Annotated in this window: 25 protein-coding genes and 1 other annotated feature; of the genes, 14 read left to right on the top strand and 11 right to left on the bottom strand. The window is 36.1% G+C overall.

Translation table 11 applies throughout. From position 1 onward, the window contains the following. Positions 1-105: 105 nt before the first annotated feature. Positions 106-858, bottom strand: a complete 753-nt coding sequence (gene aroD, locus MHB55_RS19535; RefSeq protein WP_340863864.1) for a type I 3-dehydroquinate dehydratase — start codon at positions 856-858, stop codon at positions 106-108. 66 nt (positions 859-924) lie between these two features. Between aroD and MHB55_RS19530 the strand changes: the two genes are divergently transcribed. After that, the gene (locus tag MHB55_RS19530) at positions 925-1,776 is read left to right on the top strand and encodes a GNAT family N-acetyltransferase (RefSeq protein ID WP_340863863.1); all 852 of its coding nucleotides are present in this window, start codon (positions 925-927) and stop codon (positions 1,774-1,776) included. Positions 1,777-1,862: 86 nt separating this feature from the next. Then, positions 1,863-2,079, top strand: a binding site (T-box leader). A gap of 51 nt (positions 2,080-2,130) precedes the next feature. Next, entirely contained in the window at positions 2,131-3,810 is a 1,680-nt protein-coding gene (argS, locus tag MHB55_RS19525) for an arginine--tRNA ligase (RefSeq protein WP_340863862.1), read from the top strand. Between the two features lie 46 nt (positions 3,811-3,856). Here argS and MHB55_RS19520 read toward each other — a convergent pair whose 3' ends face one another. After that, complete coding sequence (locus tag MHB55_RS19520) at positions 3,857-5,020, bottom strand: DUF418 domain-containing protein (RefSeq protein WP_340863861.1); 1,164 nt, start codon at positions 5,018-5,020, stop codon at positions 3,857-3,859. Between the two features lie 126 nt (positions 5,021-5,146). Here MHB55_RS19520 and MHB55_RS19515 point away from each other — a divergent pair, with 126 nt between their 5' ends. Together MHB55_RS19515 and MHB55_RS19510 are read left to right on the top strand one after the other, a co-directional pair. After that, entirely contained in the window at positions 5,147-5,830 is a 684-nt protein-coding gene (locus tag MHB55_RS19515) for a response regulator transcription factor (RefSeq protein WP_225216098.1), read from the top strand. 113 nt (positions 5,831-5,943) lie between these two features. Continuing rightward, positions 5,944-7,254, top strand: a complete 1,311-nt coding sequence (locus MHB55_RS19510; protein ID WP_340863860.1) for a sensor histidine kinase — start codon at positions 5,944-5,946, stop codon at positions 7,252-7,254. 76 nt (positions 7,255-7,330) lie between these two features. Here MHB55_RS19510 and MHB55_RS19505 read toward each other — a convergent pair whose 3' ends face one another. The 5 genes from MHB55_RS19505 to MHB55_RS19485 all read right to left on the bottom strand — a co-directional run bounded on the left by MHB55_RS19505 (position 7,331) and on the right by MHB55_RS19485 (position 11,374). After that, a complete protein-coding gene (locus MHB55_RS19505; protein WP_340863859.1) occupies positions 7,331-8,446 on the bottom strand; it encodes a DUF4179 domain-containing protein in 1,116 nt (371 codons plus the stop codon). Beyond that, on the bottom strand, positions 8,443-9,009 hold the full coding sequence (locus tag MHB55_RS19500) for a sigma-70 family RNA polymerase sigma factor (RefSeq protein WP_144539379.1): 567 nt from the start codon (positions 9,007-9,009) through the stop codon (positions 8,443-8,445). The genes MHB55_RS19505 and MHB55_RS19500 overlap by 4 nt, the downstream gene beginning before the upstream one ends. Positions 9,010-9,167: 158 nt before the next feature. Next, positions 9,168-9,911 (bottom strand): ferritin-like domain-containing protein, encoded by a 744-nt coding sequence (locus MHB55_RS19495; protein WP_340863858.1) that lies wholly within the window; start codon positions 9,909-9,911, stop codon positions 9,168-9,170. 91 nt (positions 9,912-10,002) lie between these two features. Further along, positions 10,003-11,058, bottom strand: coding sequence for a DUF4097 family beta strand repeat-containing protein (locus MHB55_RS19490; RefSeq protein ID WP_340863857.1), 1,056 nt, complete (start codon positions 11,056-11,058; stop codon positions 10,003-10,005). Then, positions 11,051-11,374, bottom strand: a complete 324-nt coding sequence (locus MHB55_RS19485) for a PadR family transcriptional regulator (RefSeq protein ID WP_144539385.1) — start codon at positions 11,372-11,374, stop codon at positions 11,051-11,053. The genes MHB55_RS19490 and MHB55_RS19485 overlap by 8 nt, the downstream gene beginning before the upstream one ends. Before the next feature lie 508 nt (positions 11,375-11,882). On the opposite strand from MHB55_RS19485, the gene MHB55_RS19480 reads away from it, so the two are divergent. After that, positions 11,883-12,290, top strand: coding sequence for an NUDIX hydrolase (locus MHB55_RS19480; protein ID WP_144539387.1), 408 nt, complete (start codon positions 11,883-11,885; stop codon positions 12,288-12,290). 12 nt (positions 12,291-12,302) lie between these two features. On the opposite strand, the gene MHB55_RS19475 is transcribed toward MHB55_RS19480, so the two are convergent. Continuing rightward, entirely contained in the window at positions 12,303-13,061 is a 759-nt protein-coding gene (locus MHB55_RS19475) for a MerR family transcriptional regulator (RefSeq protein WP_144539389.1), read from the bottom strand. Positions 13,062-13,216: 155 nt separating this feature from the next. Here MHB55_RS19475 and MHB55_RS19470 point away from each other — a divergent pair, with 155 nt between their 5' ends. Beyond that, positions 13,217-13,804: a histidine phosphatase family protein gene (locus MHB55_RS19470; RefSeq protein ID WP_144539391.1), complete on the top strand. Its 588-nt coding sequence runs from the start codon at positions 13,217-13,219 to the stop codon at positions 13,802-13,804. Next, positions 13,804-14,304: a cupin domain-containing protein gene (locus MHB55_RS19465; protein WP_144539393.1), complete on the top strand. Its 501-nt coding sequence runs from the start codon at positions 13,804-13,806 to the stop codon at positions 14,302-14,304. The genes MHB55_RS19470 and MHB55_RS19465 overlap by 1 nt, the downstream gene beginning before the upstream one ends. 235 nt (positions 14,305-14,539) lie before the next feature. On the opposite strand, the gene MHB55_RS19460 is transcribed toward MHB55_RS19465, so the two are convergent. Beyond that, positions 14,540-15,394 carry a dimethylarginine dimethylaminohydrolase family protein gene (locus MHB55_RS19460; protein WP_144539395.1) on the bottom strand — a complete coding sequence of 285 codons (855 nt, stop codon included), beginning with the start codon at positions 15,392-15,394 and terminating at the stop codon, positions 14,540-14,542. Positions 15,395-15,589: 195 nt separating this feature from the next. Between MHB55_RS19460 and MHB55_RS19455 the strand changes: the two genes are divergently transcribed. Both MHB55_RS19455 and nagZ read left to right on the top strand, forming a co-directional pair. Further along, the gene (locus MHB55_RS19455; protein ID WP_144539397.1) at positions 15,590-16,324 is read left to right on the top strand and encodes a YqcI/YcgG family protein; all 735 of its coding nucleotides are present in this window, start codon (positions 15,590-15,592) and stop codon (positions 16,322-16,324) included. Between the two features lie 251 nt (positions 16,325-16,575). After that, complete coding sequence (gene nagZ / locus MHB55_RS19450) at positions 16,576-18,240, top strand: beta-N-acetylhexosaminidase (protein ID WP_340863856.1); 1,665 nt, start codon at positions 16,576-16,578, stop codon at positions 18,238-18,240. 78 nt (positions 18,241-18,318) lie between these two features. On the opposite strand, the gene MHB55_RS19445 is transcribed toward nagZ, so the two are convergent. After that, entirely contained in the window at positions 18,319-19,017 is a 699-nt protein-coding gene (locus MHB55_RS19445; RefSeq protein ID WP_225216097.1) for a YetF domain-containing protein, read from the bottom strand. A gap of 368 nt (positions 19,018-19,385) precedes the next feature. Between MHB55_RS19445 and MHB55_RS19440 the strand changes: the two genes are divergently transcribed. Further along, positions 19,386-20,543: an MFS transporter gene (locus MHB55_RS19440; RefSeq protein ID WP_191697570.1), complete on the top strand. Its 1,158-nt coding sequence runs from the start codon at positions 19,386-19,388 to the stop codon at positions 20,541-20,543. A gap of 159 nt (positions 20,544-20,702) precedes the next feature. On the opposite strand, the gene MHB55_RS19435 is transcribed toward MHB55_RS19440, so the two are convergent. Next, the gene (locus MHB55_RS19435) at positions 20,703-21,386 is read right to left on the bottom strand and encodes a histidine kinase (RefSeq protein WP_144539400.1); all 684 of its coding nucleotides are present in this window, start codon (positions 21,384-21,386) and stop codon (positions 20,703-20,705) included. A 530-nt stretch (positions 21,387-21,916) separates the two neighbouring features. Here MHB55_RS19435 and MHB55_RS19430 point away from each other — a divergent pair. Genes MHB55_RS19430 through MHB55_RS19415 form a run of 4 tightly spaced genes read left to right on the top strand, consistent with a single transcriptional unit; the run spans position 21,917 to position 26,555 of the window. After that, positions 21,917-24,325 (top strand): Na+/H+ antiporter subunit A, encoded by a 2,409-nt coding sequence (locus MHB55_RS19430; protein ID WP_186318205.1) that lies wholly within the window; start codon positions 21,917-21,919, stop codon positions 24,323-24,325. Further along, complete coding sequence (locus MHB55_RS19425; protein ID WP_144539404.1) at positions 24,315-24,740, top strand: Na(+)/H(+) antiporter subunit B; 426 nt, start codon at positions 24,315-24,317, stop codon at positions 24,738-24,740. The genes MHB55_RS19430 and MHB55_RS19425 overlap by 11 nt, the downstream gene beginning before the upstream one ends. Continuing rightward, a complete protein-coding gene (locus MHB55_RS19420; RefSeq protein WP_144539406.1) occupies positions 24,740-25,078 on the top strand; it encodes a Na(+)/H(+) antiporter subunit C in 339 nt (112 codons plus the stop codon). Before MHB55_RS19425 ends, MHB55_RS19420 begins: the two co-directional genes overlap by 1 nt. Continuing rightward, entirely contained in the window at positions 25,071-26,555 is a 1,485-nt protein-coding gene (locus MHB55_RS19415) for a Na+/H+ antiporter subunit D (protein WP_144539408.1), read from the top strand. The genes MHB55_RS19420 and MHB55_RS19415 overlap by 8 nt, the downstream gene beginning before the upstream one ends. Positions 26,556-26,563: the final 8 nt, after the last annotated feature.

The following is a 26,563-nucleotide window of genomic DNA, read 5'->3' as shown; positions in this document are numbered from 1 at the left end:
TTGTTTTTAATAATTATAATGTTTAATTTTGCCAATTAGAATGCGAATTTCCTCAGCCTTAAACATTAAAACTGCCCCCCGAATAATGATTGGGAGCAGTTATTACTATGCGTTATGTAAAAGTCCTAACACTTTCTTTAATTCTTTTGCTTCAATTTGTCCTGGAGCGGAAGCTGATACTACTGAACCAAAGGTAGCTGCTGAACCGAAAATTTCTCCAGATAAACGACTGATAATACCTGATTTAGCCATAGACATTGTAATAATCGGACGATCCGCATATGTAGAATACATCGTATAGGTAGCATCCAGGAGGGTAATAACATCGGCTGGACTATTAGGCATAACAGCAATTTTAGGAATATCTGCACCTAGTCTTTGCATAGCTGTTAAGCGTTCTATTATTACCTCTTTTGAGGGAGTTCCATTAAAATCATGGTTGGACATCACCACAGAAATATGATTATCCTTAGCTAAAGAAACTAGCTCCTCAACTTCCTCTGAGAAAAGCTCAATATCAATTAAATCTATTTCCTTTGTCTGGATCACTTCACGTAAAAGTTGCTTATAATAATCAGGTTCAATAACTTTATTGCCGCCTTCCTTGTGACTTCTAAAAGTAAACAAAAGGGGGGTAGGATATAAATAACCTCGTATGTATGAAAGGGTGTCTTTGACAGATTCTAAGCTTTCAACTTCCATTAATAAATCTACTCTCCATTCGACTACATCAGGAGAAGCATCCTTAACTAATTGTAGCTCCTTAAAAAGGGCTTCTTTATTTTTTCCGACTAGTGGAACAATAATTTTTGGTAGTCCTTCCCCAATATGAATATCCCGAATAGAAATAATTTTCATAAATATCTCCCATCATGCAACGTTTTACGTTATATTAACATAAAACGTTACAAAGGGGATGTAAAAATGAGATTTCAAATCTATGAAAGTGCAGAGAAGTTTTACGATATTGCAAAACCTTTTTTAAAGCAAAACGAGGACAAATTTAGCTTATTTTTAGGTGTGCTTGAAAGAATTAGAGTGGGAGGATATGAGGATCCACTGATGGCTACTATTGAGGAGGATGGAGAGTTATTGGCACTTTTCCAGATGACTCCACCACATCCACTTAATGTTATTTTTGTCGATTTAAATAAAATCGAAGCGTCAATCGATTTATGTATTGAAGAGATTTTACAACGTGGTATACATATAAATTCGATCATAAGTGTAAAGGAATGGGCTATTCGCTTCGCGTCAAAATGGGAAGAGAAAACGGGACAAGCAAATTCACTATTAATGGACCAGGGATTATATCGATTAAATAAAGTGGATGATACGCTAGAAAATAGCCCAGGATCTTGGAGATTTGCTAATAACGATGATGCTCCATTAATAGAATCATGGTATAGCCAATTTGAAGAAGATACTGGACTTCCTAGTACTGTTAAAGAGGAAATAGCCCAGAGAGTGACTGCTATGTTGAATGGACAGGAGGTTTTCTTATGGGAGGACGATGGAGAGATTGTGTCTATGATGAAGAAGGCTAGACCATCAACTCATGGAGTGACTGTTTCTATGGTATTTACTCCTAAAGAAAAGCGACGCAAAGGTTATGCAAGAACAATGGTAGCAGCCTGCAGCAAGGAGCTTTTAAAGGAATATGACTTCTGTGTTTTATATACCGATATGTTAAATCCCACATCCAACAAAATATATCAAGAAATTGGTTATCAAAAGTTGATGGATTCAGTTCATTTAAAGCTGGGGAATAAATGAGATAGTAAATGTTAGATAGATAAGGAGACATTTATTCACATATTGACTTTAGTATTTGATTCCATTAAAATTAGTGAAAATTCATACACAATTCGATGATAAAGAGAGTATCTGATGAGATAATGATTAGCGAGTCAGGGGTAGTGAGAGCCTGATACAGGACTTTTCAGAGAAACGCACTTTGGAGAAGCTTTTTGAACTAGAGTAGAAAAGATCGGGGAAGTCCTCGTTAATAACGTTAAAGCGGTCACAATATGTGACAACTAGAGTGGTACCACGGGAATTTCAGCTCTCGTCTCTTCATAGAGATGAGAGCTTTTTTATATGGAAAAACAAAATGGAGGGTGAATATATATGGAACTATTAAAGCAAATTGCTATTTCGATTGAGACTGAGATAGAAAGTAAGTTAACAGTGAAAGAAATACAAATGCTTTTAGAAAAACCAAAGAACATTGAATTAGGAGATTTAGCATTTCCTTGTTTTACGTTAGCGAAATTATATAAAAAATCACCACAGCTTATCGCTTCTGAATTGGCAAAACAGGTGAAGAGTTCACTTATTGCTAATGTAGAGGCAGTAGGGGGCTATTTGAACATCTTTTATGACCAGAAAACTATTGCGAAAGAAGTGTTAGGGGAAATACTTAAAAATCAAAACAATTATGGCCAGCTACCAATGAAAGACGAACAAGTTACTATAGACCTTTCCTCACCAAATATTGCTAAGCCATTCTCTATGGGACATTTACGTTCAACTGTAATCGGAAATGCTCTTGCCAATATTTCTGAGAAAAATGGCTACAAAGCTGTTCGTATTAATCATTTAGGTGATTGGGGAACTCAATTTGGAAAGCTGATCGTTGCTTATAAGCTATGGGGAGACAAAGAAAAAATTGAAGCCTCCCCAATAGTGGAATTATTGAAAATCTATGTAAAATTCCATGAAAAGGCTGAAGTGGATGAAGAGCTCAATGTTGAGGCAAGAGCTGCCTTCAAGAGTCTAGAGCAGGGTAACGAAGAGGCACTACAGCTTTGGAAATGGTTCAAGGAAGCCTCTCTTAAAGAATTTCAATATATCTATGAATTACTAGGAATTCAGTTTGATTCCTTTAATGGAGAAGCATTCTATAATGACAAAATGGAACCGGTCGTCAAAGAAATAGAAGAAAAGGGTTTGCTCGTGGAATCTGACGGGGCGTTAGTAGTCGAGTTAGAGAATATGCCACCATGTTTGATCAAAAAAACCGATGGAGCTACTCTATACGCAACGAGAGATTTAGCTGCAGCCTTGTATCGTCAAAATAACTATGCCTTTACTAAAGCATTTTATGTAGTCGGCAACGAACAATCACTTCACTTTAAACAGCTTTTCAGTGTGCTTCAAAAAATGGGCTATGCGTGGGCAAAGGACTGTCAGCATGTACCTTTTGGGATGATGCTTAAGGATGGTAAGAAGATGTCGACTCGTAAAGGAAAAGTGATCTTATTAAAAGAAGTCTTAAATGAATCTATCGAGGAGGCGAAAAAAAGTATTGAGGAGAAAAATCCTTCACTTCTTCACAAAGAGGAGGTTGCTAAATCAGTTGGAGTAGGGGCTGTCATCTTCCATGATTTAAAAAATCATCGTATGAATGACGTAGAATTTTCTCTGGAGCAAATGCTTAACTTCGAGGGTGAGACTGGACCCTATATTCAGTACACTCACGCACGCATAAACTCACTCCTTCAAAAAGGTAAGTTTGAGATTAATGACATGAGTTTTGAAGGACTAGGCGAACCTGCATGGCCAACGATAATGACACTTCAAGGCTTTCCACAGGTTATCCAGAAATCCTTTGAACAGGCAGATCCATCACTTATCGCAAAATATTGCCTAACGCTATCTCGCCATTTCAATAAATATTATGCGAATACAAAAATATTAGTTGATAATGAAACAAAGCAATCGAAGCTGACGCTTTGTTATGCGGTTGCCATAGTTTTAAAGGAAGGGTTAAGTTTACTTGGGATAGATGCTCCGGAGCAGATGTAGAAAAACCCCACTGTCTTGCTGACAGTGGGAATTTCTCCAAAGCTTCTTACTTGTTAGCCTTATGTTGGAACCCTTTACCTCTGTAAAATAACCTCCAAATAAATTCTAAGGGACCTGATTGAAACTTTAAATGTTTAATCCAAAGATAGCTAAGTAAAAACTGAAATATATAAATGGATATAGCGATGATAGTGGTTTGCCAAAGCTGAATTTCTCCAAATAAGCCCAGACCATAGCTATAAAATAAGAGGCTACAAATCACGGATTGTAAAATATACATACTAAAACCAAGCTTTCCAATGTAAGAAAAGAATAATAGTTGTTCTTTATATTTTAGGAAAGCAAGACAGAAGAAACAAAGATAGCCTAGCATCAGTAATGGACCTGCTATAAATACACCTATCATTTCCAACATAAGATTCGAGGAGTTTGCCAATAACATAGGTAACTCTAAGATAACTCCAGACAATGTGGCAATTAGTCCAATAACAAGGAAAGAATGCTTTTTCTCATGAAGGTTCTCTAATATACTTTTTTTTCCAAAAAATACTCCAAGTAAAAATATCCCTAAAATTTGGGGGAAAAATAATATCATATTGAAAAAGCTCATAACAAAGTCCATAGAACGTTTTGCTACTATTTCAGAAAAAGTTCCTTCCGCATAAATTTGCTTATCTATTTCTTGAGATAATTTAATCTCTTCGGAAAAATCAATAGAAGAATAGTTCCCTGTTCCAGAGGTCAATCCGGTAGATATACCAAGTAGAAGTGGGACAATAGAAAGTAATACAAGAGACCAAATAAGTATTGTCTTAGACTTTCGTTTTAAGAAAAATAACAGTACAATGCCAACTATTGCGTAAGTGGTTAAAATATCGCCATACCAAAGCAACAAGCCATGGATCAATCCGAAGATGAATAAGGCAAACATCCTTTTTAAGTATAAAGGGGTAAATTTTATCCCTTGTGTAGTAGATTTCATGTACAAAATGGTGGCGCCATACCCAAAGAGAAAAGAAAATAGTAGCATAAACTTTCCTTCAACTAAAAGTGCAGTAAAAAAGTCAATCGACTCGTTGAGCTTACCTTCTATAGGAACTCCTCCCAAACTAATTGCTTGAAGTGATTCGTTAAAAAAATGTATATTCACTAACAAAATCCCTAATAATGCAAAACCTCTTAAAGCATCAATAACTTCAATTCTTTTCAAACTAATTCCTCCTTAACTTGTTATAAGAATAAGAATAGAAATGAAATATAATAAAATAATAAGTAAAAAGTTTATACTTTTGTTATAAGTATGAAATAGTATGAGTAAAAGGGGAGGTGTGCCATATTGCTCAAAGAAAAAATCCTAATTGTGGACGATGAAGTGGATATAGTTTCTTTTATGAAGGATTCTCTGGAGGACGAGGGTTATGAAATCTTAACTGCTCACAATGGATACGATGCTATTCAATTAGCTAAACAGAATCCACACTTAGTTTTACTCGATGTAATGATGGATGGGATAGATGGATTTGAGGTATGTGAAAAAATAAGATCCAATCTCTCTGGTCCTATTATTTTTCTTAGTGCTTGTCAGGAGGAATCTAATAGAATTAAAGGCTTGTTAGTTGGAGGGGATGACTATCTCATTAAACCATTTAGTCTTACGGAGCTTAAAGCTAGAGTATATGCGCATATAAGAAGAGAAAAAAGAAGAATCGAAAGCTATGCTTATGAAGTAAAACAATATGGGGAAGTAACCATTGATTACAAAGGTAGAATGATCCATATAAATGGAGTGAATATAGACTTAACAAACAAACAGTTTGATATTGTTTGGTTACTTGCAGAGAATAAAGGACAAGTTTTTTCTAAATCACATATTTATGAGCGAGTATGGGGATTAGAAGCTAATGGAGAGGATTCCACAGTTACCGAACATATAAAGAAAATAAGAGCAAAATTTCAAGCAATCAAGGAGGACAATACATATATACAAACTGTATGGGGAGTAGGCTATAGATGGGGGTAAAAACAACAACTCTTAATAAGAGACTTCATCGATTAATTGTCTACATTTTATTATGCAGCCTTCTAAGTACAATTCTTACATGGAGTGTTTTGATATATATCGGAGAATCAAAAATGCGTGAGGCCAGCTTTTATGAACAAATGATTCCTAAAATAGAATCGAAAATTCGATTAGAAAAAGACTCAATCTTAGAAGTTTCTCAAAAAAACAAGTTAGATATGATTATTCCATCCGAAGGTTTTAAATATAAGGTTATCGATATAACGGGTACATATAAATACGGCAGCCATGAGGATCAATTAGACATAGATGTCAAACAACTATATGAAAGATTAAATATTGTGGATTACAGTGAGAAAAATTACTTTGTTAAATATATCCCTATAATTGATGCCAACGAAAACTTGCAAGGAGTAGTTATGCTTTATTATCAACTGAAGGTTACACCAATCGAATCCTCTGATACTCTGTTGCTAAAAGTGGGAATCCCATTAATTCTGCTTACACCTTTTTTCTATATTATTTTATTCACTATTATATTTGTACGAAGACTTAGCAGAGAGATAAAATTACCTCTAGAGCAACTAATGATTGCGACAAGCTTTGTACGTAAAAAGGATTTAAATTTCAACATAAATAAGTATGAAAAAATAAGAGAAATACAGCTTTTAATAGAAGCTTTTGAAAATATGCAAAGCGAGCTGAGTGATTCTCTACAACGTGAGTGGAAGCTTCAAAAAGAACGTAAGGAGGCTGTTGCTGCCCTGGCACACGATTTACGAACACCACTTACTATTATCCAGGGTCATGTAGAAGGCTTAGAAGAAGCAAAGAAAAAAGGAATTGATCGTTTTGATAGATACCTAATTGTGATTAAGTCAAATATTCAGCGTGCAGTTAAGCTAGTTTACGACTTAAATCAAACGACTCTTCTAGAAAACGATTTTTTTCAGTTAGACAAAAAAGAATTTGATCCCATTTATTTCTTACAGGGGAAGATGGAGGAATATGAACACTGGTGTATGAAAGAACAAGTTGTATTTACAGGTAATCTTAAAGACGAAAGAAGTAAGAAAATCGATATTTTCGCTGATTCCAATAGAATATCGCAGGTACTGGATAATCTCTTCACCAATAGTCTTAGATTCGTACAAAAAGGAGAGATTAGCCTAAATGTACTTATGACGGATGACTGGTTATATATAAAAATGGTGGATAATGGCCAAGGGTTTGAAAAAGGAAAGGAAGCGAAAGTATTCGAATCCTTTTATCAAGGTATAACTGGAGAAAGCCGCAGAAACGGACATGCTGGCCTTGGTCTGTATATAGCAAAGACAATTATTGATAAACACGATGGAACTATCCAAGCTTTTAATAACGAAGACGGCGGAGCAACTGTTTCTATTAAATTACCTTTGTATTAAGTAGATATTGCCTTTATAAAGGAAAAAAGCTAAGCTCATTTTTAATGGGCTTAGCTAAGGTTAAACAAGAATTCGTTTATTTTAAATCGATGATTATGTCATCCATTTTGTATTGTTTTTGATCCGCGGTGCTATTATAGGAGCGGCCACGACCAATAATTGAACCACCCTCGCTATATCTAATGATATCATAATCATATAATTCTACGTCAGGAGTTATTATGAGTTGAGTAGCCTCAGGGTTAATTTTCTCATATATAGCGCCCCATTTAATATTATTCTCGTTATTCTTTAAAGAAGAACCACCACTTCCACTTTGCTCTTCCAGCGAATAAAGATTACCTAAATCATCACGTACTATTAAGTCGACTGCGATACTATCCCATTCTTCTTGCAATTTATCGGAGGGAATTTGTTCATAAAGAAAGTGAAACGAATTTGGAGATATCGTAAGCTTTTGAAGATGGATTGTAAGATCGTCTTGTTCAAGCTTTTTATCTATATTATAGATAGATATATCTGCCTTATTTAAAGTAAAGTTAAATTTCCAATCACCTTCAATAGGGTCATTATTAATGGTTCTTCCTGGACGTAAATAATCTATGTTCCATTCTATTGGTAAAGAGGTATCCTCTTCGTCCATTTTCATAGTGAAAATACCTACATATTTGTTTTCGCTCTCTGATACTTTACTTGCTTCATGACTTCCCGTTTTCGGAGAATTTTGAAGGTGTGGAATTCCCCTAATTACTACTGGATATCCTAAATCTCTATTGGCATCAATAGTATAGGTGACAATCATAGATTCACCATCATAAATGGCATCATTTACTGTTATATTAATTCCATTGCTTGTTGCGGTTAAATTAATAGGAGTAGACACATCTGCGTACCCCGCGTAAAAATCTCCTTTGACACCACTAGTTTCATAAAAGAATTTATAAATATTGCTGATTACTGGGATATTGTCCGCGTAGGCAGTGAAAGATAGTCCTACTATAGCTGAGACGCTCAGTCCTACGGCAAGGGAAGCGGCAGCTAAAAACTTTTTACTTTTCCTTTGTTTAGATGTGTTGATTTTATTTTTTAATTCTTTTTTTACCTTCGCTCGCTCAAATTCGCTTACTTCCATCTCTTCAAATTCGTCTACATCTATTTCAATATTATTAAATTGCTTGTAAAGATCTTTCATACATAGCTACCTCCTAGAAGAAATTTCTTAACCTGTCCATTTAGCCTCTTTTTTCCTCTGTATATACGATTATCAACAGATGCTTTTGTTTTCCCTAGCTTCTTAGCGATGGCTTCTGTACTTTCGCCAAGAAAAAAACGCATGATGAAGATCTGTTGATCGATTGGATCTAGTTTATGGATTAATTGCATTAGTTCATTTCGATTTTCTGTTAGAATCAAACTTTTTTCTATAGAGTCAGCTGGCTGAAGTTCCATCTGTTCACTAGAAACCTCCATATTACGAGTTGCTTTTCGGTAGTAATCGATAGCTTTGAATTTAGCGATTATACAAATCCATTTTTTAAAATCAGTTGTGTCGCCATTAAAATCCTTTGCATGATGCCAAATAGATAAAAAGATATCGTTTATGCATTCATCTATCATCCCATCATTTTTTAGAGGAGAAAGAACCTTGTAGGAAACGCCTTTTATTAATGGTAAGTAATTATCCACAACATATTCCAGTGCGTCTTCTTTTTCTGATTTTAGCCTGTGGATAAAATTAGATTCAGTTGATTTCATCTACAATAGCTCCTTTTGGTATTTGTAAAAGCTTTTACACTCTATATAACGCACAAATTTTAAATTTTTCTCAAAAAATGAAATATTTATTTTAGAGTAACATGAGAATTACAATAATTGGGCATAAAAAAAAGCCGCGTATTATACGCAGCGTTGTGTTACTTAATATTTTTACTTTGGTAGAGTAACTGAGATTCGCCTGAGAGTTCCCAATTCTCTACTGTTTCATATGCTTGCTCTGGGGTATATCCTTTACCAACGAGGACACCCATGAGTATAAATTCCTGGAGAATATGCTTTAAATTAACGCCTCTTTCCACATCACTGAGAGCTTCATTTACAAGGTATTGTGTATATTGAATCCACTGGTCAGGGAAGCCAACAGGCTCAGGCTTGTTCCAAGAAGTATTTGCTGAAGTATTTTCTAGCATGCTTTCCGGTACATTTTTTGAAATATTTTCCGTTAAAATATAATTATATAGTTGAGCATGTTTCATTTCGTCTGTCAAAATTTCGAAAACAATATCTCTGTATTCGCGGTAGGGTAGTCCTGCTCGTATTACTCTGTATTTTTCCATTGCTTTTAACTCTCCGAAAAAAGCTTTCTTAATACCGGCCTCATAATTGGCAGGAGAAACGAATTGCTCTTCTGTCGTAACCACCACATCATTACCAGTCAATGCTTTATACATTTCTCTGAACCACTGATTATGCTTTATCTCATCGTTTCGGATAGACGTGATTATTTCTATTTGTTCTTGATTAGGAGCTAAGGAGATTAGGTAGTCATAAAAAACTTGATCTTCCTTTTCTCCTTGTACGGCTTCGGCTATTAATGTTAACGATTGCTGATAAGCCTGTTGGGCATACATCTGTTGGTTGTAGTTTTCGGTATTATTCATACATTTCCCCTTTTGTTATAGTCCTTACCTAGTCTATGAGAAAAGAGGAAAAAAGGTGTTTGGATCTTGTGCTAGGTTAAGTTAGGTACCATTAGTTAGTAATCCCGGATATTATCCGTTTTGCTACAGTTAATCTGCCATTGTCAGAGGTTAACTTTACTTGATTCGTTCCTGCACCGTAAACAGTTTTGGAATTACGTTCTCCAAAAATGTCTATTTTACCCCAGTCCACTTTAGCGTAAATAGATACATCTTTAGGCTCGGATTCGGTTTCAATCATGATACTGCCATTGTCTGTTTTTAGATCAATCATTCGATCAATGCTAGTTGTTAACAGTTCGATTCGTCCATTGTCGGTTTTCCCCAGGATATCCCCACTTACATATTGCATCGTTATGCGGCCATTGTCTGTTTCTGCACAAGTTTTCTCTGTATCCACATTGCGGAGTTCAATTCTGCCATTGTCGGTCGTAGTAGTTAGCTTGTCAGCCTGTACTCGATCTAACTCAATTCGACCATTGTCTGTGTTAACCTCCATAATAGTAGCAGCTATTTCTTGAAGTGCAATGGAGCCGTTGTCAGAAGTAATCTTCACATTTTTACCAAGCAATTTCTCTACTCGAATACGACCATCATCAGTTTTCATAATAATAGTTGAATAAAGTTTTTTTGGTAGAGCGACATTTACTTTTAGTTCTTTCACCTGAAAGATAAAAGTAAAGAAGCTCATTTTTTTAGATTTCAAATTAATGGAGAGAGTATCATTTATCACTTCGACTACAAAGGAAAGCTTTTCATTATCCCCAATCAGTTCTACAGTAGTTTCATCCGTTTCAGACGGAAAAACGTTTAGAGAACCATAATCAAGATCTACTAACACATTAGAAAAGTTAGGCTCCGGAATGCGTATCAACTTATCGCTTGTAAACGCTTTTGGCTGGGATTTCTCTGGAACATAATTCTCAAGAAGCTCCTGCGCAATAATCTTTGGTGAACCAAGTGAGGCAGATATTTCGCTGTCCGTTTTTCCATCTTCCCGTGCATTAGAGAAATATTCTCGAATATCCGAAATAATTTCACTGCGCTCGTCAGTAGTCATTTGATGTAATGCAAGTTCCAATTCCTTAATAAATTGTTGCTCAGTCATTATTTACACCCTCTTCGATTAGATTATTTACACCATCCGTAAAGCTTTTCCATTCATTTAATTGCTCATGAAGATATGTTCTACCGAGGTCCGTCAGCTTGTAATATTTACGTGGGGGACCTTCCGTTGATTCCTGTAAATAAGTTGTGAAGTAGCCTTCCTTAGTTAACCGTCTAAGGAGTGGGTAAACCGAGCCTTCAGAAATTGATATTTGATCAGATATTTTTTGTACCAGCTCGTAACCATATCGATCTTGTTTATCCAACAAGACAAGGACGCACAGATTTAAAACACCCTTTTTAAACTGTATATTCACTTTTCTTTCACTCCCTTAGCTACTATTCAATAAACAGTACCGTTGAAAGTAATATATCACATGCTATTATACATTGCAAGGTACTGTGAAAAAAATAAATTATTGGATTGCTTTTTCTTTCATTTACGGGTGAAAATCAGGTAGTTTAGGAGCGGATACCGACACTTTAGGAGACATTTGTATGTGGTTTAGGGGCGAAAACATAGTAAATATGGGCACATCTTCGATTTAGGTGCCATTTTTTACTGATTATGGGCGAATTCGGCGACTTTAGGATACATTTGTATGTGGTTTAGGGGCGAAAACTTAGTAAATAGGGGTGTGCATCTTTGATTTAGGTGACACTTTCTACTACTGTTTACGTGCGAATCCTCTAGAAATATAGGTTAATCATTAACTTAGGGACTCTTTCCCATACTTGCGGGTGTATCCCGCTACTTCACCGATTTTTTGGGGTGCGGTATAATTAAAGCAAAATGATATGTGGCAGAAGAGGGGAATGGGAAATATGTTCAAGTGGCAAGGGGCAGCTGGTATTTGTTTTAATGAGCGAAATGAAGTGTTGATGGTTTTACAGGCTGCACCAGGAGAGGATAAGCTGTGGACAGTTCCATCAGGTACGTTGGAAGAGGGAGAAACATTTGAAGAATGCTGTGTCCGAGAATTTTGGGAGGAAACAGGTTTAACTGTTCATCCGAGTGAAAAGGTACATCAAAAGAATGGTTTACTAAGTGATTATGGTATTTCGTATTATGTAGAATACTTTGTGGTGAACTTTGTTAGTGGAGAATTGACAATCCATGATCCAGATGAATTTATCCACGAAATTGCTTGGAAGTCATTGGACGATATTAAGAGATTGCCACTAGCTTATCCCGATGATATCCACATACTTGAGCAACTTTTAAAAAACTAGAAGGCAAGCCTTCTAGTTTTTAGTATATTCACGAATAGCATCTCGTAAAAATTGAGCTGCCCCAGCCTGAACTTTATTATAATAAGCTGCAAAACGTTCGTCTGCCACATACATTTCGGCTAGACCCGCGTGAGCTTCCTTCGAATATTTTGGCCAATAGAAACTTATCCACTGCTTATGCAGGCTTGCTGTCTTTTGTCCCAGGTCACTTGTTGGATCGCCAGCTGTCATAGCTTCTTTTAAACTATCTAATACTTCTTGTTCTAATTTAACTATCTCCTCATATTGTTCCTGTGTCATATCTTTTAGCTTAGAGTTGGATTGATCTACTGTTTGATTTCCGTATTTATTTCGAATTTCTTCACCATACTTATCCTCATTGTTGTCCACAAGCTGTTGTTTAAAGCCTTCAAATTTTTCATTATCTGTCATTTTAAGTCCCCTTTCTTTTTCTTGAATCGATTTATCCACATTATTTATTAACAAATCAAGCTGGACCCTTTTTTGAAGTAGTTTTTCTTTGTGCTGCTTTAATGCAGAAGTACTGTCAAAGCTTGGAGAAGAGATGATTTCTTTTATTCGTACTAAGTTTATCCCCAACTCTCGATAGAACAATATTTGTTGGAGTCGGCTTACTTCGGCTGAACTATAAATTCTGTAGCCTACCTCACTGAATCGGGCTGGTTTCAGTAAGTCGATTTCATCGTAATAGCGTAAAGTACGAGTACTAATTCCTGCAAGTTCCCCAAGCTTTTGAATCGTGTATTCCATTTCTTCACCTCCTGTTATAAATAGTCTAAGGGTTCACGTAGCGTAAAGGTCAAGTGATATTATTTAAATCTACTCAGACATTTTTACAAGGCTTATGGACAATTACTTTACGAAAAGGAAATTCTATTTTATCTTTGAACAAAGGGGGATTTTAAATGACTACAATAGGATTTATTAGACATGGTGTTACCGCCTGGAACAAAGAAGGACGAGCACAGGGTACAACAGACGTACCTTTAGATGATGAAGGGATACAAATGGCAGAGCGAGTTGCTGAGCGGATGGAGAAGGAACAGTGGGATATCATATACACTAGCCATCTTATTCGGGCAAAGCGGACTGCAGAAATTATAGCAGAAAAGCAGCCTAGTATTGATTTTCGAGTAGATAAGCGCTTAGGTGAAATTGGTGGCGGTATAATAGAGGGAACTACCGAAAATGAACGAGTTGCGAAATGGGGACCAAATTGGAGAGAGCAGGAAATGGGCTTCGAGAAGGAAGAAGTTATTATCTCTAGAGGGATGTCCTTCATTGAGGACATAAAAAAAGCACACCAAGGTAAAAAGATTTTAGTTGTTAGCCACGGAGGATTTCTTGCAAGAATTTTATATGCGCTTATTCCGGATGGAGAATTCTCTACAGACATAGGAAATACCTCTTTGACCATGGTTGAGCTGCAAGACGAGGCAAACCACTGTCATCTATTTAATTGTATGAAGCATTTAGAGAAGAGGGAAGTATAATGAAAAAGGATGCTTCCTATTATATTGAGTTTTTAGGCTTAGAACCTCATCCAGAGGGTGGTTACTTTAAGTCTTCATTTGCCTCGACAGAAACTCTAGATGTATCTGGGTCATCTAGAAATCTATATACAAGCATTTATTTTTTACTTGGAGAGAAAGATATCTCCCACTTTCATCGTTTAAAGTCAGATGAGTTATGGTATTTTCATGGTGGAGACCCATTAGTTGTTCATGTAATTGACCCAAAAGGAAACTACCATGAATATAAGCTTGGGTTAGATATAGCCAACGGAGAAATGCCACAAGCAATCGTTCCTAAAAATTCTATCTTCGGCTCCTCAGTTTTAGAGGGCGGAGAGTTTTCTTTAGTGGGCTGCATGGTTGCTCCTGGATTTGAATATGAAGATTTTGAGCTTTTCACTCGGGATGAACTTTTAGAGAATTATCCGGAGCATGAGTTCATTATTCGAAAGCTTGCGTATGAGATAATTCCGAATTAATCGATTAGCCAAAACGCTATCTTTAAATGATGTATCAGTTCAGTAAATGACATAGTAGCAATAAAGATGACTTCGGTGTGAAACCGAGGTCTTTTAATTTTGTCTAATATTCGATTGAGTTACTCTAAGTGCCTGGAATGATTATACTGATTCAAATTAAAAAATGAGCTTGGAATTACATTTCCAAGCTCATTTACCAATAGAATACTTACTTAAGATGCCAATTACTCTTTTCTTATCCGCGCAGAATAGGCATTGAACAGCATCGGAACGATCCACCTGATTTAATGATTTCTGAGAATTCGATTTCCAATACTTGATAACCATGCTGTCTCAGCTGGTTATTAACATCCTGATTTGTTGGCAAACTTAGCACTCGGTTTTGCCCTATAGACAACACATTCGTACCCATTGAGAATTGCTCACTTTCGCTCACTTCGATTAAATGATACATGCTCGATAAATTTTCTACAATTTTAGGATCGAGCGCATCAGGATAAATTAATGCATCTTTTGAGGAAAGGATATTGAACACACAGTCTAGATGCAAATATTTTGGATTAAAAGGGATAGGTATAATTTCAAAATCCGGCAATTCTTTTTGTAAAGCTTGAACAGCATCCTTACATGTACGATGGCTAATGCCAATAAACACACGATTGCCATCCACGATTACATCGCCACCTTCAATGGAATGCGTGGAAAGCTTCTTATACGAAATGTCATGTTCATTCATCCAAGTTGCCAATACTTTCTCTTCGCCTTGACGAATAGGATTCGCCATTTCGGATATAAATAAACGGTTGCCCAAAGTAAACCCAATATCTCTAGTGAAGACCTGTTCAGGGTGGTCTTTGCTTGGTTGTAGTTTTATCACTTCCACCCCTGCATTCCTTAAAGTCTGTTCAAACTTTTGATGTTGCGAAATGGCAAGTGAACGGTCTATATTATCATTTATATATTTTTTTTGTACGTCATTAATCACTTCTCTAATTTCCATGAATTGTGGTTCACATAAGACTACTTTTTGAAGCGTTCCATATTCACTTTTACAATGTATTTGAGATTTATCTTGAATTATTTTCACCATAAGTAATCCTCCATTTTCTTCACTCATTACTTTTGTATTCCCTTAATTTTTCATTTCATAACCTATTTGTGAAATTTATTTCCTTTTGTACCTAGTTGTTTCAAGAATTTTAGAATGGGGTAAAGAATATGTACATTAGTTAAAGTAAAGAATAGACATAATAGATGTAAGAATGAAGATGGTGGAGGAGATCGTATGATTACAAAGGAACAAGCATTATTAACAAAAGAAGATTTTCATACTAGAACTGACTTGCCTAGTTGGCTTTATAAAGAATACGAAACCTTTCATAACACAGTAACAGATAAAACGTTTCCATGTTTTTTTGGAATGAGTGGCGAATTAAAAGGCGAGCTCCGCTATGCTTATATCAATCAAGATGACTGGAGTAATCTACCTTCTGCAGTAGAAGAATTTCTAAATTTATTTAAATTACCAAATTACAAGAGACACGGTCTTTTTGTATTTGTGGAGCCTTTTGAGCAAGAGGGTTCTATTGAAGATTACCGAAAGCAGTTTTGGGATATCCTCCAATACTTACATGAAGTTGATGAAGTAGAATGGCCCGAAGACAGTCCACGCGACCCAGAGCACTATTTATGGGATTTCCGATTCAATGGTGAGCCAATTTTTGTGTTTGGAAATGCTCCTGCATACAAGAAGCGAAAGACACGTCATCTAGGAAATGCGATGGTTCTTGGATTCCAACCTCGCAAAATTTTTGAAGGGTTAGAAGGAACTGAAAAAGGTGGCATTATGTCACGTGAAAAAGTTCGTAAACGTGTAGAAGTGTGGGATCAGCTACCTAAGCATCCAGACATAGGCCACTTCGGCGACCCGACACATAACGAATGGAAGCAATCCTTTATTGGTGATGATAGTGAGCCAATTCAAGGGAAATGTCCATTCCGCCATAAATCACAGGCATAATTTCCAATCCCCGTTTGGGGATTTTTTTGTGGAAATTAAGTACAGAGTGAGTAACGTAGAGATACGTTGCTTGAATTCGAGATTATGATTCGTTCTGTATTAAGTTAATTATTTGTTGTGCAAATTGGTTTAAATAATTTAGTTAGGACATTTGAAAATGATTGATTATTAAAATTAAAATACAAAAAAAGGTATAGTGTCGGTACTAATTGAAATACAATAGGGTAGACGATCATTCGGGGGCCTTTAAAATGATTAAAAAAATTGGAATTATCATAGTAGTAATTTTTATGTTTACTATAATAGAAGCGGTCTTAACAACTAACAAAGAAGAGAAATCAAAAGAGTTTATAAGTGAAGAAGAAGCAGCTAACGAAGGACAGGCAGTTGTTTCGCTTGTTTTTGAGCTAGCTGAAAAAGGACAGGTTATAAATGTACCCTTTATAGTTGGCGAAACAGATACAGAACAATTGTACGAGCTATGGGGAGTACCTGATGAGAGCAGCAATCTTTCGAATGATATTTATGACACCTATCTATCTCGAAACGCAACTGTTGGACATCATTCAGGAACTGTTTTTGATATCCGAACTAACTCGACATATATACAAGAGGTTCAATTGGAAGACATCCATTCGGTTGCAGGAGAGCCAGATATTATACGTAGCTATCAGGATGAAGGGAAAGAAGAAACTATTTTAGTTTATGAAATTCTCCCGAATATACAATTAAAATGGATCCTACCAAAGCCTACGGAAAATGATCCGAATCCTAACGTTCATCATATTTCGGTTTATACGGACTTAAAGGAGGTAGACTCACCGGTGACAACTTCCCCAGTGGATAGTATGTCCTTAGAAGAAAAAGTGGGCCAAATGATTTTTGGAGGAATTGAAGGAGTAGAATTATCGGAGAAAAGTAGGGAAATGATTCGTGAGGATAAGGTTGGAGGAATCATTTTCTTTAAAGATAACCTGGTAAATGAAAATCAGATAGTGACATTACTAAATTCCATTAAGGCTGAGAATATGCAACAGCAATATCCGCTGTTTTTAGGGATAGACCAAGAGGGAGGAAGAGTGACAAGGATTCCAGAGCTCAACAATCTTCCGACCAATAAACAAATTGGTAAAAAGGACAATCCAGCATTAGCATTTCAATTGGGAGAATTATTAGGCAAGCAGCTGAATGCGTTTGGATTTAATTTGGATTTTGCACCTGTACTTGATGTTGACAGTAATCCTAATAATCCTGTTATTGGAGATCGTTCTTTTGGAAGTGACCCTAAATTGGTGAGTGAGCTTGGTATTTCTACTATGAAGGGCTTGCAAAGTGAAAATGTTATTTCAGTTATTAAGCATTTTCCTGGTCACGGGGATACAGAAGTAGATTCTCATATTGAACTTCCAATAGTAAGTAAGAATATGAAAGAGCTTCAGGCTTTAGAATTCATTCCCTTTCAAAATGCTTTAAAAAGTGGAGCAGATGTGGTCATGATTGGTCATATATTATTACCAGAAATAGATGCTAATAAGCCATCATCCATTTCAAATGTGGTCATTACGAAAATACTACGAGAGCAGCTGAAATATGAAGGAGTCGTCATGACGGATGATATGACGATGAAGGCCATTTTGGATAATTATGAAATAGGAGAGGCGGCAGTTGAAGCTGTCAAGGCTGGTAATGATATTGTATTAATCGCACATGACTATGAAAAAGTGCAAAGAGCCATTCAAGCTATTTTAGAGGCCGTACAAAATGAAGAAATAAAGGTAGAACAAATTGATCGGAGCGTGGAACGTATTCTTCAGTTAAAGGAGAAATATCAACTAAGCAACGATCAACTTTCTTCTATTAATGTAAATGAACTAAATAATTTAGCTGAAGAATTAACAAATAATATTTTAAAATAGCAAAAGCTTCCTATTTAAAAGGAAGTAAAAAGGTATGGGGAAAAATTCCCCATACCTTTTGTTGTCTTCATGGTTATTTTATAGACTATTATTTTTTAGGTTAACCGAAAGGGATCCATTTGTTTGTAATTGTGCAAAGTATACCTCATCGACTGACTGAACCCCGTGCTTGCGCAACTTCTTCATTACCCATTCTTCGTCTAGTTTCAATTCTTTTAGATTTTTCCGTACAATTTTACCGTCTGATATAATTTCGGTTGGAATATAAGTGGGCATGGAAACGTCTGCCTTCACATCTTGTTTTGTTGCATTTTGTTCTGCAGGTTTTTTAAACACACTTAGCTCTCCATTTGTTTCTAATACTGCATACTGGACATCGTCTATAGAAAAGATGGATTGTTCTCTTAATAACATCATTACATCATCCATGTTCATGCGAGAAGATTTTAAGGATTTTAGAGATATTCTTCCATCTTTAATGATAATTGTTGGCTCATCATCTAAAAGCAGACGCAACTTAGGGGAAAGCTGTGAAAGATATGTCATAAGGATTGTAAGTACTGCCCACCATATTAGTGATATAATTCCGTCCACAAAGGGAGTTTCTTTTTGTGAAGCAATTTCCGAAGCGATAGATCCTATAGTTATTCCTGTAATGTAATGAAAGAAAGTTAATTGGCTTATCTGCTTCTTTCCCATTATGCGTGCTAAAAAAAGCAAAACTGCAAATGAGATGGTAGTTCTCCAAATCATTTCCCAAAAACTTATATCAGCCATTGTGATCAATACTCCTTTTAATATACTTCTATGTATTGTGACCCACTAGCATCTAACTATTCTCTTTTAGGAAAATTTTATAAATTCAATGATTTTGCGATATAATAACTAAATTGGGTTATTTTCATAAATTGCACTTACTATTAAACATGAATATTTATAACTTTTTGATTGTAAAAGCTGCGACGATACCAGCTAAATGAGAAATGACCGATTAAAGTGGAAATCATTTATATTCTTTTTTTGTTCGTGTTTTTCATATAGATAGCAATTATAAAATTGATCCAAAAACTATTTTTATAGGGAGGTGTGGTAAATTGTCGCAAACAGAAACTCTGAATAGGCAGGGGAATCCTGTCTATCCTATTATGGTGGCTATGGGAATATGTCATCTTTTTAATGACACTTTACAATCTGTTGTCCCAGCTATGTTTCCAATATTTAGAGGTGAACTTGGATTAACCTTTACTCAGTTAGGATTTATAACATTTTCCCTTAATATAGTTGCTTCTATACTACAGCCAGTGGTTGGCTTTATAAGTGATAAAAAGCCAATGCCATATGCTCTTCCTCTAGGAATGGTAAGTTCTTTTATCGGTGTGGCAGGATTAGCTTTTGCACCAGATTACTGGATAATACTCGTAGCTGTTATATTTTTAGGCTTGGGATCAGCAGTATTCCATCCGGAGGGGTCTAGGGTTTCTTATATGGCAGCGGGGAATAAAAGAGGACTATCTCAATCGATTTATCAGGTTGGAGGGAATTCTGGACAAGCTTTAGCCCCTCTTATTAGTGGATTCATACTACTTCCGCTTGGACAAAGAGGAGCTGCGTTATTTTTAATCGTTGCTGCGATAGGTATTTTTATATTGAGTAAAATTTCTAGATGGTATAAGGAACAACTAAGAGAAGCGGGTTTAGGTGCTAAGAAAAAAGCATTTATATCTTCTTTGCCTGTATTGACTAAGAAACAGGTAGGGATTGCACTAGGGCTTTTAATGATAATTATTTTTGTGCGCTCTTTTTATGTTACGAATATTACTAGCTTTTATATTTTTCATTTGACGGAAAACTATAACTTCGTAACAGATAAAGGCCAACTAATTATTTTCTTGTTTTTAGCTATGGGGGCAGTGGGGACGTTTTTTGGAGGTCCGATGGCTGATAGGATTGGAAGAAAAAAAGTGATTGTCATTTCAACCATTGTACCAATACCATTGTGTCTTGTATTACCTTATGTGCCTGTTTGGGCTATTTTAATACTACTAACTGCTATTGGATTTTCAATCATGCTCAGTTTTTCCGTGACAGTTGTTTACGCACAAGAGCTAGTTCCGAACAAAATTGGAACAATGGCTGGTCTTACGGTTGGATTGGCGTTTGGAATGGGAGCTATAGGAGCAGTAGTTATTGGTATTCTTATGGATTACATAGGAGTGTATTCAACTATGGTGGTTGTGTCGCTTCTTCCTATATTAGGATTAGTAGCTTTTGCTCTACCAAAGGATGGGAAGGTTGCGGCATAAGAAAAGCGCAAGCGCCTGTGTCAGTTAAATGGAGAAAAGTGAAGGGACAGTTCCTTAGTCATTCCAAACGCTCTTGTTTGTAGCGAGCTTACGCAGGAGCAGCGCCGAGCTTTCATATTTACAAAAAAAGAGCAATCCATAAAGGATTGCTCTTATATATTATCTTGCTTTTAGTCTACAATCAGCTGGAACTTGAGATGGATCAGTTACTAGATTGTCTTGGATATGAACTTGCTGCATTTTGTTATTATGCATAAATTTGAATATCCCATTATCAAAATCTGTACCAATTTCTTTAAAGAAAATTCCTTCCTGACACATATTCTTTGCACAGGTAAAGGATACTTTATAAGTATCTCCATCATTCACCAAATAGGCTCTTACACCTTTTTCAAATATTCCTTCTTCTTCTTCTTTTATCGCACGTTCCACCGAAACCACATGGAAATCTACAAATGGGATTTCCTTTAATAGTACATTCATAAAGGAGCCTTTCGTAATTTCTTCCCATCTGCTCTGAGCTGTTTGTCCGATAATAATCTGGGTGATATTAAATTGATGTGCTACTTCCTTAATCACTTTAGGAGAAGGACGCTTTTCATTATCACGGATGATAAATTCTTCCACGTCTAGTTCATCTGCTAAAGATCTCCACTGCTCTACGTATCCTGATTTTTCCGCATCGAAAGCATCGTACGGAAGTGGATCCACAGTTAAGATATAGAGTGGACAGTCCATAATACTTGCCATCTTGTGTCCTCTTCTAATGAGTCGTTCACCATTTGGTCCATAGTATACGCAGACAAGTATACTTTCGTCCATTCTACCTTTTACGCGTTTCACGGTTGTCTACACCTCATTTATTATAGTCTCATCTATTCTAGTAACATGTATAAAATATTGCAAATTATAAGCTATTGTAAACACCAGAAGTGCAGAGATGCATCATTTAGTGTATAATTTACTTAGGAAAATCATGAAAATACTATTAATTATTTTTAAGGAGTTCTAAAGATTTACCATATGCTCTAAATGTTTTAAAAAAATTGTCTTTGATTCACTATTAAAATTTGCATAGAGGATTGTTTTGCTCCTAACCTCTTATGCATTGGACATACCCTCTATAAATAGGACTATTAACTGTCCTTGTCTATACGTTTTGTAGCCACTCATTTCGTTATAAATCACACCAAACAAGTTAGCTTAAATTCAGCAATGGTAAACACCCCTGTTTCAACTAATGCTCTTATTGGAACCCCATATGGAATCCTATTATGCAACTAGTTACCCTTATAGTCAAGTCTCTCTTTCAAATGAAATAAATCTTTCTATATAGAAAATACCCTCAATATATGGAAATAGGAGGTTACAATTTGTTTTCTGTTAACTTTGCTATTATTTTACCTTTTATAGTAGCCGCAATTATACCGATTTTTTATAGGAATTTTAAAAAAATACATATTGGTTGGTTTGTGTTGCTAGTACCGACCATCTTGTTTGCAATGCTTGCAAGCTATATTCCCTCAATTGCAAGTGGAAAAACATACTCTCACACATATAGCTGGATCCCCTCATTAGATATAAACTTCACTACTTATTTAGATGGTCTAAGTATAATATTAGGTTTACTTATTACTGGTGTAGGTAGTTTAGTTATACTATATTCTATTTTTTATCTTTCCACTAAGGAATCTTTACATCATTTTTATTGTTACCTCTTGTTATTTATGGGAGCCATGCTAGGTGTAGTGTTTTCTGATAACCTGATGGTTTTATATGTGTTTTGGGAACTAACGAGTGTTTCCTCTTTCTTATTAATAGCCTTCTGGAGCCATCGTAATGCTTCTAGACGTGGGGCTCAAAAGGCTATGCTTATTACTGTCAGCGGTGGTATAGCAATGCTAGTAGGATTTATCATGCTGCATACAATGACTGGCACCTTCAGTATTCGAGAAATCATTCCGATGGTATTGGAAATTACGAATCATCATTTATTCGTACCTGCCATGATTTTAATCCTGTTGGGTGCATTCACTAAATCTGCTCAGTTTCCATTCCACATATGGTTACCAGATGCGATGGAAGCGCCGACACCAGTTAGTGCTTACTTACATTCAGCAACTATGGTTAAAGCAGGAATATATTTGGTGGCGCGTTTTACACCAATATTTGGAGTAGACCAAATATGGTTTTGGACAGTTAGTATTGTTGGGATGATCACCATGTTCTGGGGGTCCTTTAATGCAGTTAAGCAAACAGATTTAAAGGCATTACTTGCTTTCTCCACAGTTAGTCAGCTTGGCCTAATTATGAGTTTACTAGGTCTTGGTTCAGTTGCATTACAATATGGTTACTCTGAGGATTCGGTTATTTATACTCAGGCCACCTTTGCAGCACTATTCCATATGATTAATCATTCCACATTTAAGGGTGCTCTGTTTATGGTTGTTGGTATCCTTGACCACGAGCTTGGAACACGGGATATTCGAAGATTAGGCGGGTTAATGACTTTAATGCCGATTACTTTTACAGTAGGGACAATTGGTAGCTTATCAATGGCAGGATTGCCGCCATTTAATGGATTTTTAAGTAAGGAAATGTTTTTTACGGCTACCGTTTATATAATGGAGGCAGATGTCTTCTCCTTGCAAAATTGGGGTATTATTTTCCCGGTCATCGCATGGATAGGGAGTGTGCTAACGTTTGTATATTGTATGATTTTCATCTTTAAAACCTTTCTGGGTGATGCACAGCCGGAAAAACTGGATAAACCGATTCATGAAGCACCGATTGGTATGCTTATATCGCCAATCATATTAAGCGTTTTTGTTGTAGGTATATTTTTCTTTCCAAATATATTAGGGAATTATATATTGAAGCCAGCAATGGCTAGTATCTATCCAACTTTTGGTGATCCGGAGAAACTAACACCCTCTATTTACGCATGGCATGGTTTTAATACGGAGCTACAGATGACAGTTGGAGTAATAGTTGTCGGTTTTCTTCTTTTTAAGATTTTAAAATATTGGAGACCAATTTATAGCATATTACCACAGAAATATTCCTTTAATGCTTTATATACCAACTTTTTAAATTTTTCAGAGAAGCAGTCTACAGTTACAACGAAAAGTTATATGACAGGTTATTTAAGAGACTATCTTCTATATATTTATATATTCTTTATTGTGACAGTTGGTGGCTATTTAATAATTTCAGGAGCATTTTCAGTTGATACAACCCCAAGTGCTAAGTTTAGTGCATATGAGATTATTTTGGTGATTATTATGGTAATTGCTAGCTTGGCCATGCTACGTGCTAAATCGAGAATTACTGCAACTTTACTCAATGGAGTTTTAGGTTATACCGTAGCTATTTTCTTTGTAATATTCAGAGCTCCTGATCTCGCATTGACACAATTGGTAGTTGAGTCAGTAACCACTGCACTTTTCCTATTGGCGTTCTCTCATTTACCAGATTGGAAAAAAGAAAAAGTATCCTTGAAAACCAAGAACATGAATGCCATTATATCAATCGGGGTAGGGCTAGTAGTAGTTTTAGTTGGTTTGTCTGTGTTAAATTATGACCAGTTTGAAAGGATTTCTTACCTATTTGAAGATGCTTATAATTTAGCTGGAGGAACTAATATTGTTAATGCTATATTAGGGGATTTCCGTGGCTTTGATACTATGTTAGAAGTAGTCGTTCTCTTTATAGCTGGCTTAGGTGTATATACCATGATTAAGCTTAGAGCAAAAAAGGAGGATACCGATAGTGAAAATTAATGATGTTATTCTTCGAAATGTTGCTAAAATAGGTGTGTTTATTATTTTAACCTTTGGGGTTTATTTATTTCTTTCAGGTCATAACACGCCGGGAGGAGGCTTCATCGGAGGCTTAGTATTAGCCTCAGCATTTGTTCTGCTGTACTTATCGAATGGCATAGAAAAGGTTCATAATAGTCTTCCCTTAGACTTTAAGCTAGTAGCTGCTGTGGGAGTGCTATTAGCAACAGCAACCGGTTTTGGTTCATTGATATTTGGGGTGCCATTTATGTCACAATCATTTGCCTATTTTGATTTGCCTATTTTCGGTAAAACAGAGCTTACAACCGTCACAATCTTTGAAGCAGGAGTGGCTTTAACGGTAGTTGGGGTGCTAGTTACAATAATTTTAAGCATAAGTGAGGATGATAGCTAATGGAAACAATTATGGTTATATTGATCGGTATTTTAGTTGCCGTTGCTACTTATCTAATCCTTTCACGTAATATTATTCGAGTAATTTTAGGGACTGCGGTGTTATCACATGCAGCTCATTTACTCATATTGACTATGGGAGATTTAAAAAGAGGGAATGTGCCTTTGTTAAAGGAAGCAGATGGTCCTTATACAGATGCGTTGCCACAAGCCTTGATATTAACTGCTATTGTAATAAGCTTTGCAGTAACAGCTTTCATACTTGTTCTTGCATACCGAGCGTATCAGGATATTGGCACAGATGACCTGGATGCATTGAGAGGAACAAATGATGAATAATATAATTGTCTTGCCTTTAATAATTCCTATAATGATAGGAGTATTATTAGTATTCTTTAATCGATATATTAAGCTGCAACGTATCATTACTTTATTGACGGTGTTATCAATCACCGGGATTAGTGTATTTATCTTAAATAAGATTCAATTAGAAGGAATTCTTCGATTGGATTTTGGTGGGTGGAAGCCTCCGTTTGGAATTCTATTTGTTGCTGATTCGTTTTCAGTGCTACTAGTGCTTACTGCAAGCATTGTAACTGCACTTTGTGTTATGTATGCTTTCTCTTCCATTGGAGAAAGACACGAGAAGATGTACTTTTATCCGTTTGTGTTGTTCCTATTAGCTGGAGTAAACGGATCGTTTTTAACTGGTGATATGTTTAACCTATTTGTGTGTTTCGAAGTTACGCTTCTGGCATCTTATGTGCTAATAACATTGGGTGGTACAAAACGCCAGCTAAGAGAATCTATTAAATATGTGGTGATTAATGTAATTGCTTCATGGTTCTTCCTACTAGCGCTTGCCTATTTATATGGTTCTCTTGGAACGCTCAATATGGCACACCTTTCAGAAAGAGTAGCTGAAGCAGGGCAAGATCCCTTGCTAACAACTATAGGTATACTATTTTTAGTCGTATTTAGTATAAAAGCAGGGCTTCTACTATTCTTTTGGTTGCCAGGTTCATATAGTGCGCCTCCTATGGCAATCGCTGCCTTATTTGGAGCTCTTTTAACAAAGGTAGGTATCTATGCATTGTTCCGTACCTTTACGATTATTTTTTATCACGATACGCTAGTAACTCACACGATTATTGGTGTTATGGCCGGAATTACACTCGTCGTAGGCTGTATGGGAGCAATCGCTTATAAGGATTTACGATTAATAGCCTCCTATAATGTAGTGATTGCAGTAGGATTTATGCTTGTAGGTTTAGCGATAGGAACTCCTGTAGCCATTGAGGGATCAATTTATTATATAGTGCACGACATGATTGCTAAAGCAATGCTATTTTTATTGGTGGGTACGATGATTTCTTTAACAGGGAAAACAAAGATTAATGAAATTAGTGGATTAATAAAAAACTATCCTTTACTTGGTTGGCTGTTCTTTGTTGTTACTTGTTCTTTAGCTGGGATTCCACCACTTAGTGGTTTCGTAGGGAAAATTTTAGTAGGACAAGGGGCGATTGAGTCAGGATCATATATTTTATTGGCTTTGGCATTCCTCTCCAGTATAGTAGTTCTGTATTCTTTACTTCGTATATTCTTAAACTCTATTTTCGGTGAAACAATCATCAGCTTAGAGGATGAAACTCCTATGAAGTTTAGTATGATTTTTCCAATTTTCCTATTAGGTATTGGAACGCTTGCGCTAGGACTAGGAGCAGAGGTAATTTCCGGATATGTTACTGATGCAGCAAATACGCTGTCTAATCCTGCCATATATATTGATGCGATATTAGGCGGAGAAGAGTAATGGGAGAG

Origin of the sequence: Psychrobacillus sp. FSL K6-1267 (assembly GCF_038003265.1) — a bacterium.
Lineage (GTDB): Bacteria > Bacillota > Bacilli > Bacillales_A > Planococcaceae > Psychrobacillus > Psychrobacillus faecigallinarum.
This window is presented reverse-complemented; position numbering and strand designations above follow the sequence as displayed.

What these genes read in the sequence shown, in the direction of transcription:
- MHB55_RS19505 (WP_340863859.1), bottom strand. Translation starts at nt 8,446, where the DNA reads ATGAAAGATCTTTACAAGCAATTTAATAATATTGAAATAGATGTAGAC.
- MHB55_RS19530 (WP_340863863.1), top strand. Translation starts at nt 925, where the DNA reads ATGAGATTTCAAATCTATGAAAGTGCAGAGAAGTTTTACGATATTGCA.
- nagZ (WP_340863856.1), top strand. Translation starts at nt 16,576, where the DNA reads ATGATTAAAAAAATTGGAATTATCATAGTAGTAATTTTTATGTTTACT.
- MHB55_RS19420 (WP_144539406.1), top strand. Translation starts at nt 24,740, where the DNA reads ATGGAAACAATTATGGTTATATTGATCGGTATTTTAGTTGCCGTTGCT.
- MHB55_RS19440 (WP_191697570.1), top strand. Translation starts at nt 19,386, where the DNA reads ATGGTGGCTATGGGAATATGTCATCTTTTTAATGACACTTTACAATCT.
- MHB55_RS19490 (WP_340863857.1), bottom strand. Translation starts at nt 11,058, where the DNA reads ATGACTGAGCAACAATTTATTAAGGAATTGGAACTTGCATTACATCAA.
- MHB55_RS19495 (WP_340863858.1), bottom strand. Translation starts at nt 9,911, where the DNA reads ATGAATAATACCGAAAACTACAACCAACAGATGTATGCCCAACAGGCT.
- MHB55_RS19445 (WP_225216097.1), bottom strand. Translation starts at nt 19,017, where the DNA reads ATGGCTGATATAAGTTTTTGGGAAATGATTTGGAGAACTACCATCTCA.
- MHB55_RS19470 (WP_144539391.1), top strand. Translation starts at nt 13,217, where the DNA reads ATGACTACAATAGGATTTATTAGACATGGTGTTACCGCCTGGAACAAA.
- MHB55_RS19510 (WP_340863860.1), top strand. Translation starts at nt 5,944, where the DNA reads ATGCGTGAGGCCAGCTTTTATGAACAAATGATTCCTAAAATAGAATCG.
- MHB55_RS19465 (WP_144539393.1), top strand. Translation starts at nt 13,804, where the DNA reads ATGAAAAAGGATGCTTCCTATTATATTGAGTTTTTAGGCTTAGAACCT.
- MHB55_RS19475 (WP_144539389.1), bottom strand. Translation starts at nt 13,061, where the DNA reads ATGGAATACACGATTCAAAAGCTTGGGGAACTTGCAGGAATTAGTACT.
- MHB55_RS19460 (WP_144539395.1), bottom strand. Translation starts at nt 15,394, where the DNA reads ATGGTGAAAATAATTCAAGATAAATCTCAAATACATTGTAAAAGTGAA.
- aroD (WP_340863864.1), bottom strand. Translation starts at nt 858, where the DNA reads ATGAAAATTATTTCTATTCGGGATATTCATATTGGGGAAGGACTACCA.
- argS (WP_340863862.1), top strand. Translation starts at nt 2,131, where the DNA reads ATGGAACTATTAAAGCAAATTGCTATTTCGATTGAGACTGAGATAGAA.
- MHB55_RS19415 (WP_144539408.1), top strand. Translation starts at nt 25,071, where the DNA reads ATGAATAATATAATTGTCTTGCCTTTAATAATTCCTATAATGATAGGA.
- MHB55_RS19480 (WP_144539387.1), top strand. Translation starts at nt 11,883, where the DNA reads ATGTTCAAGTGGCAAGGGGCAGCTGGTATTTGTTTTAATGAGCGAAAT.
- MHB55_RS19500 (WP_144539379.1), bottom strand. Translation starts at nt 9,009, where the DNA reads ATGAAATCAACTGAATCTAATTTTATCCACAGGCTAAAATCAGAAAAA.
- MHB55_RS19455 (WP_144539397.1), top strand. Translation starts at nt 15,590, where the DNA reads ATGATTACAAAGGAACAAGCATTATTAACAAAAGAAGATTTTCATACT.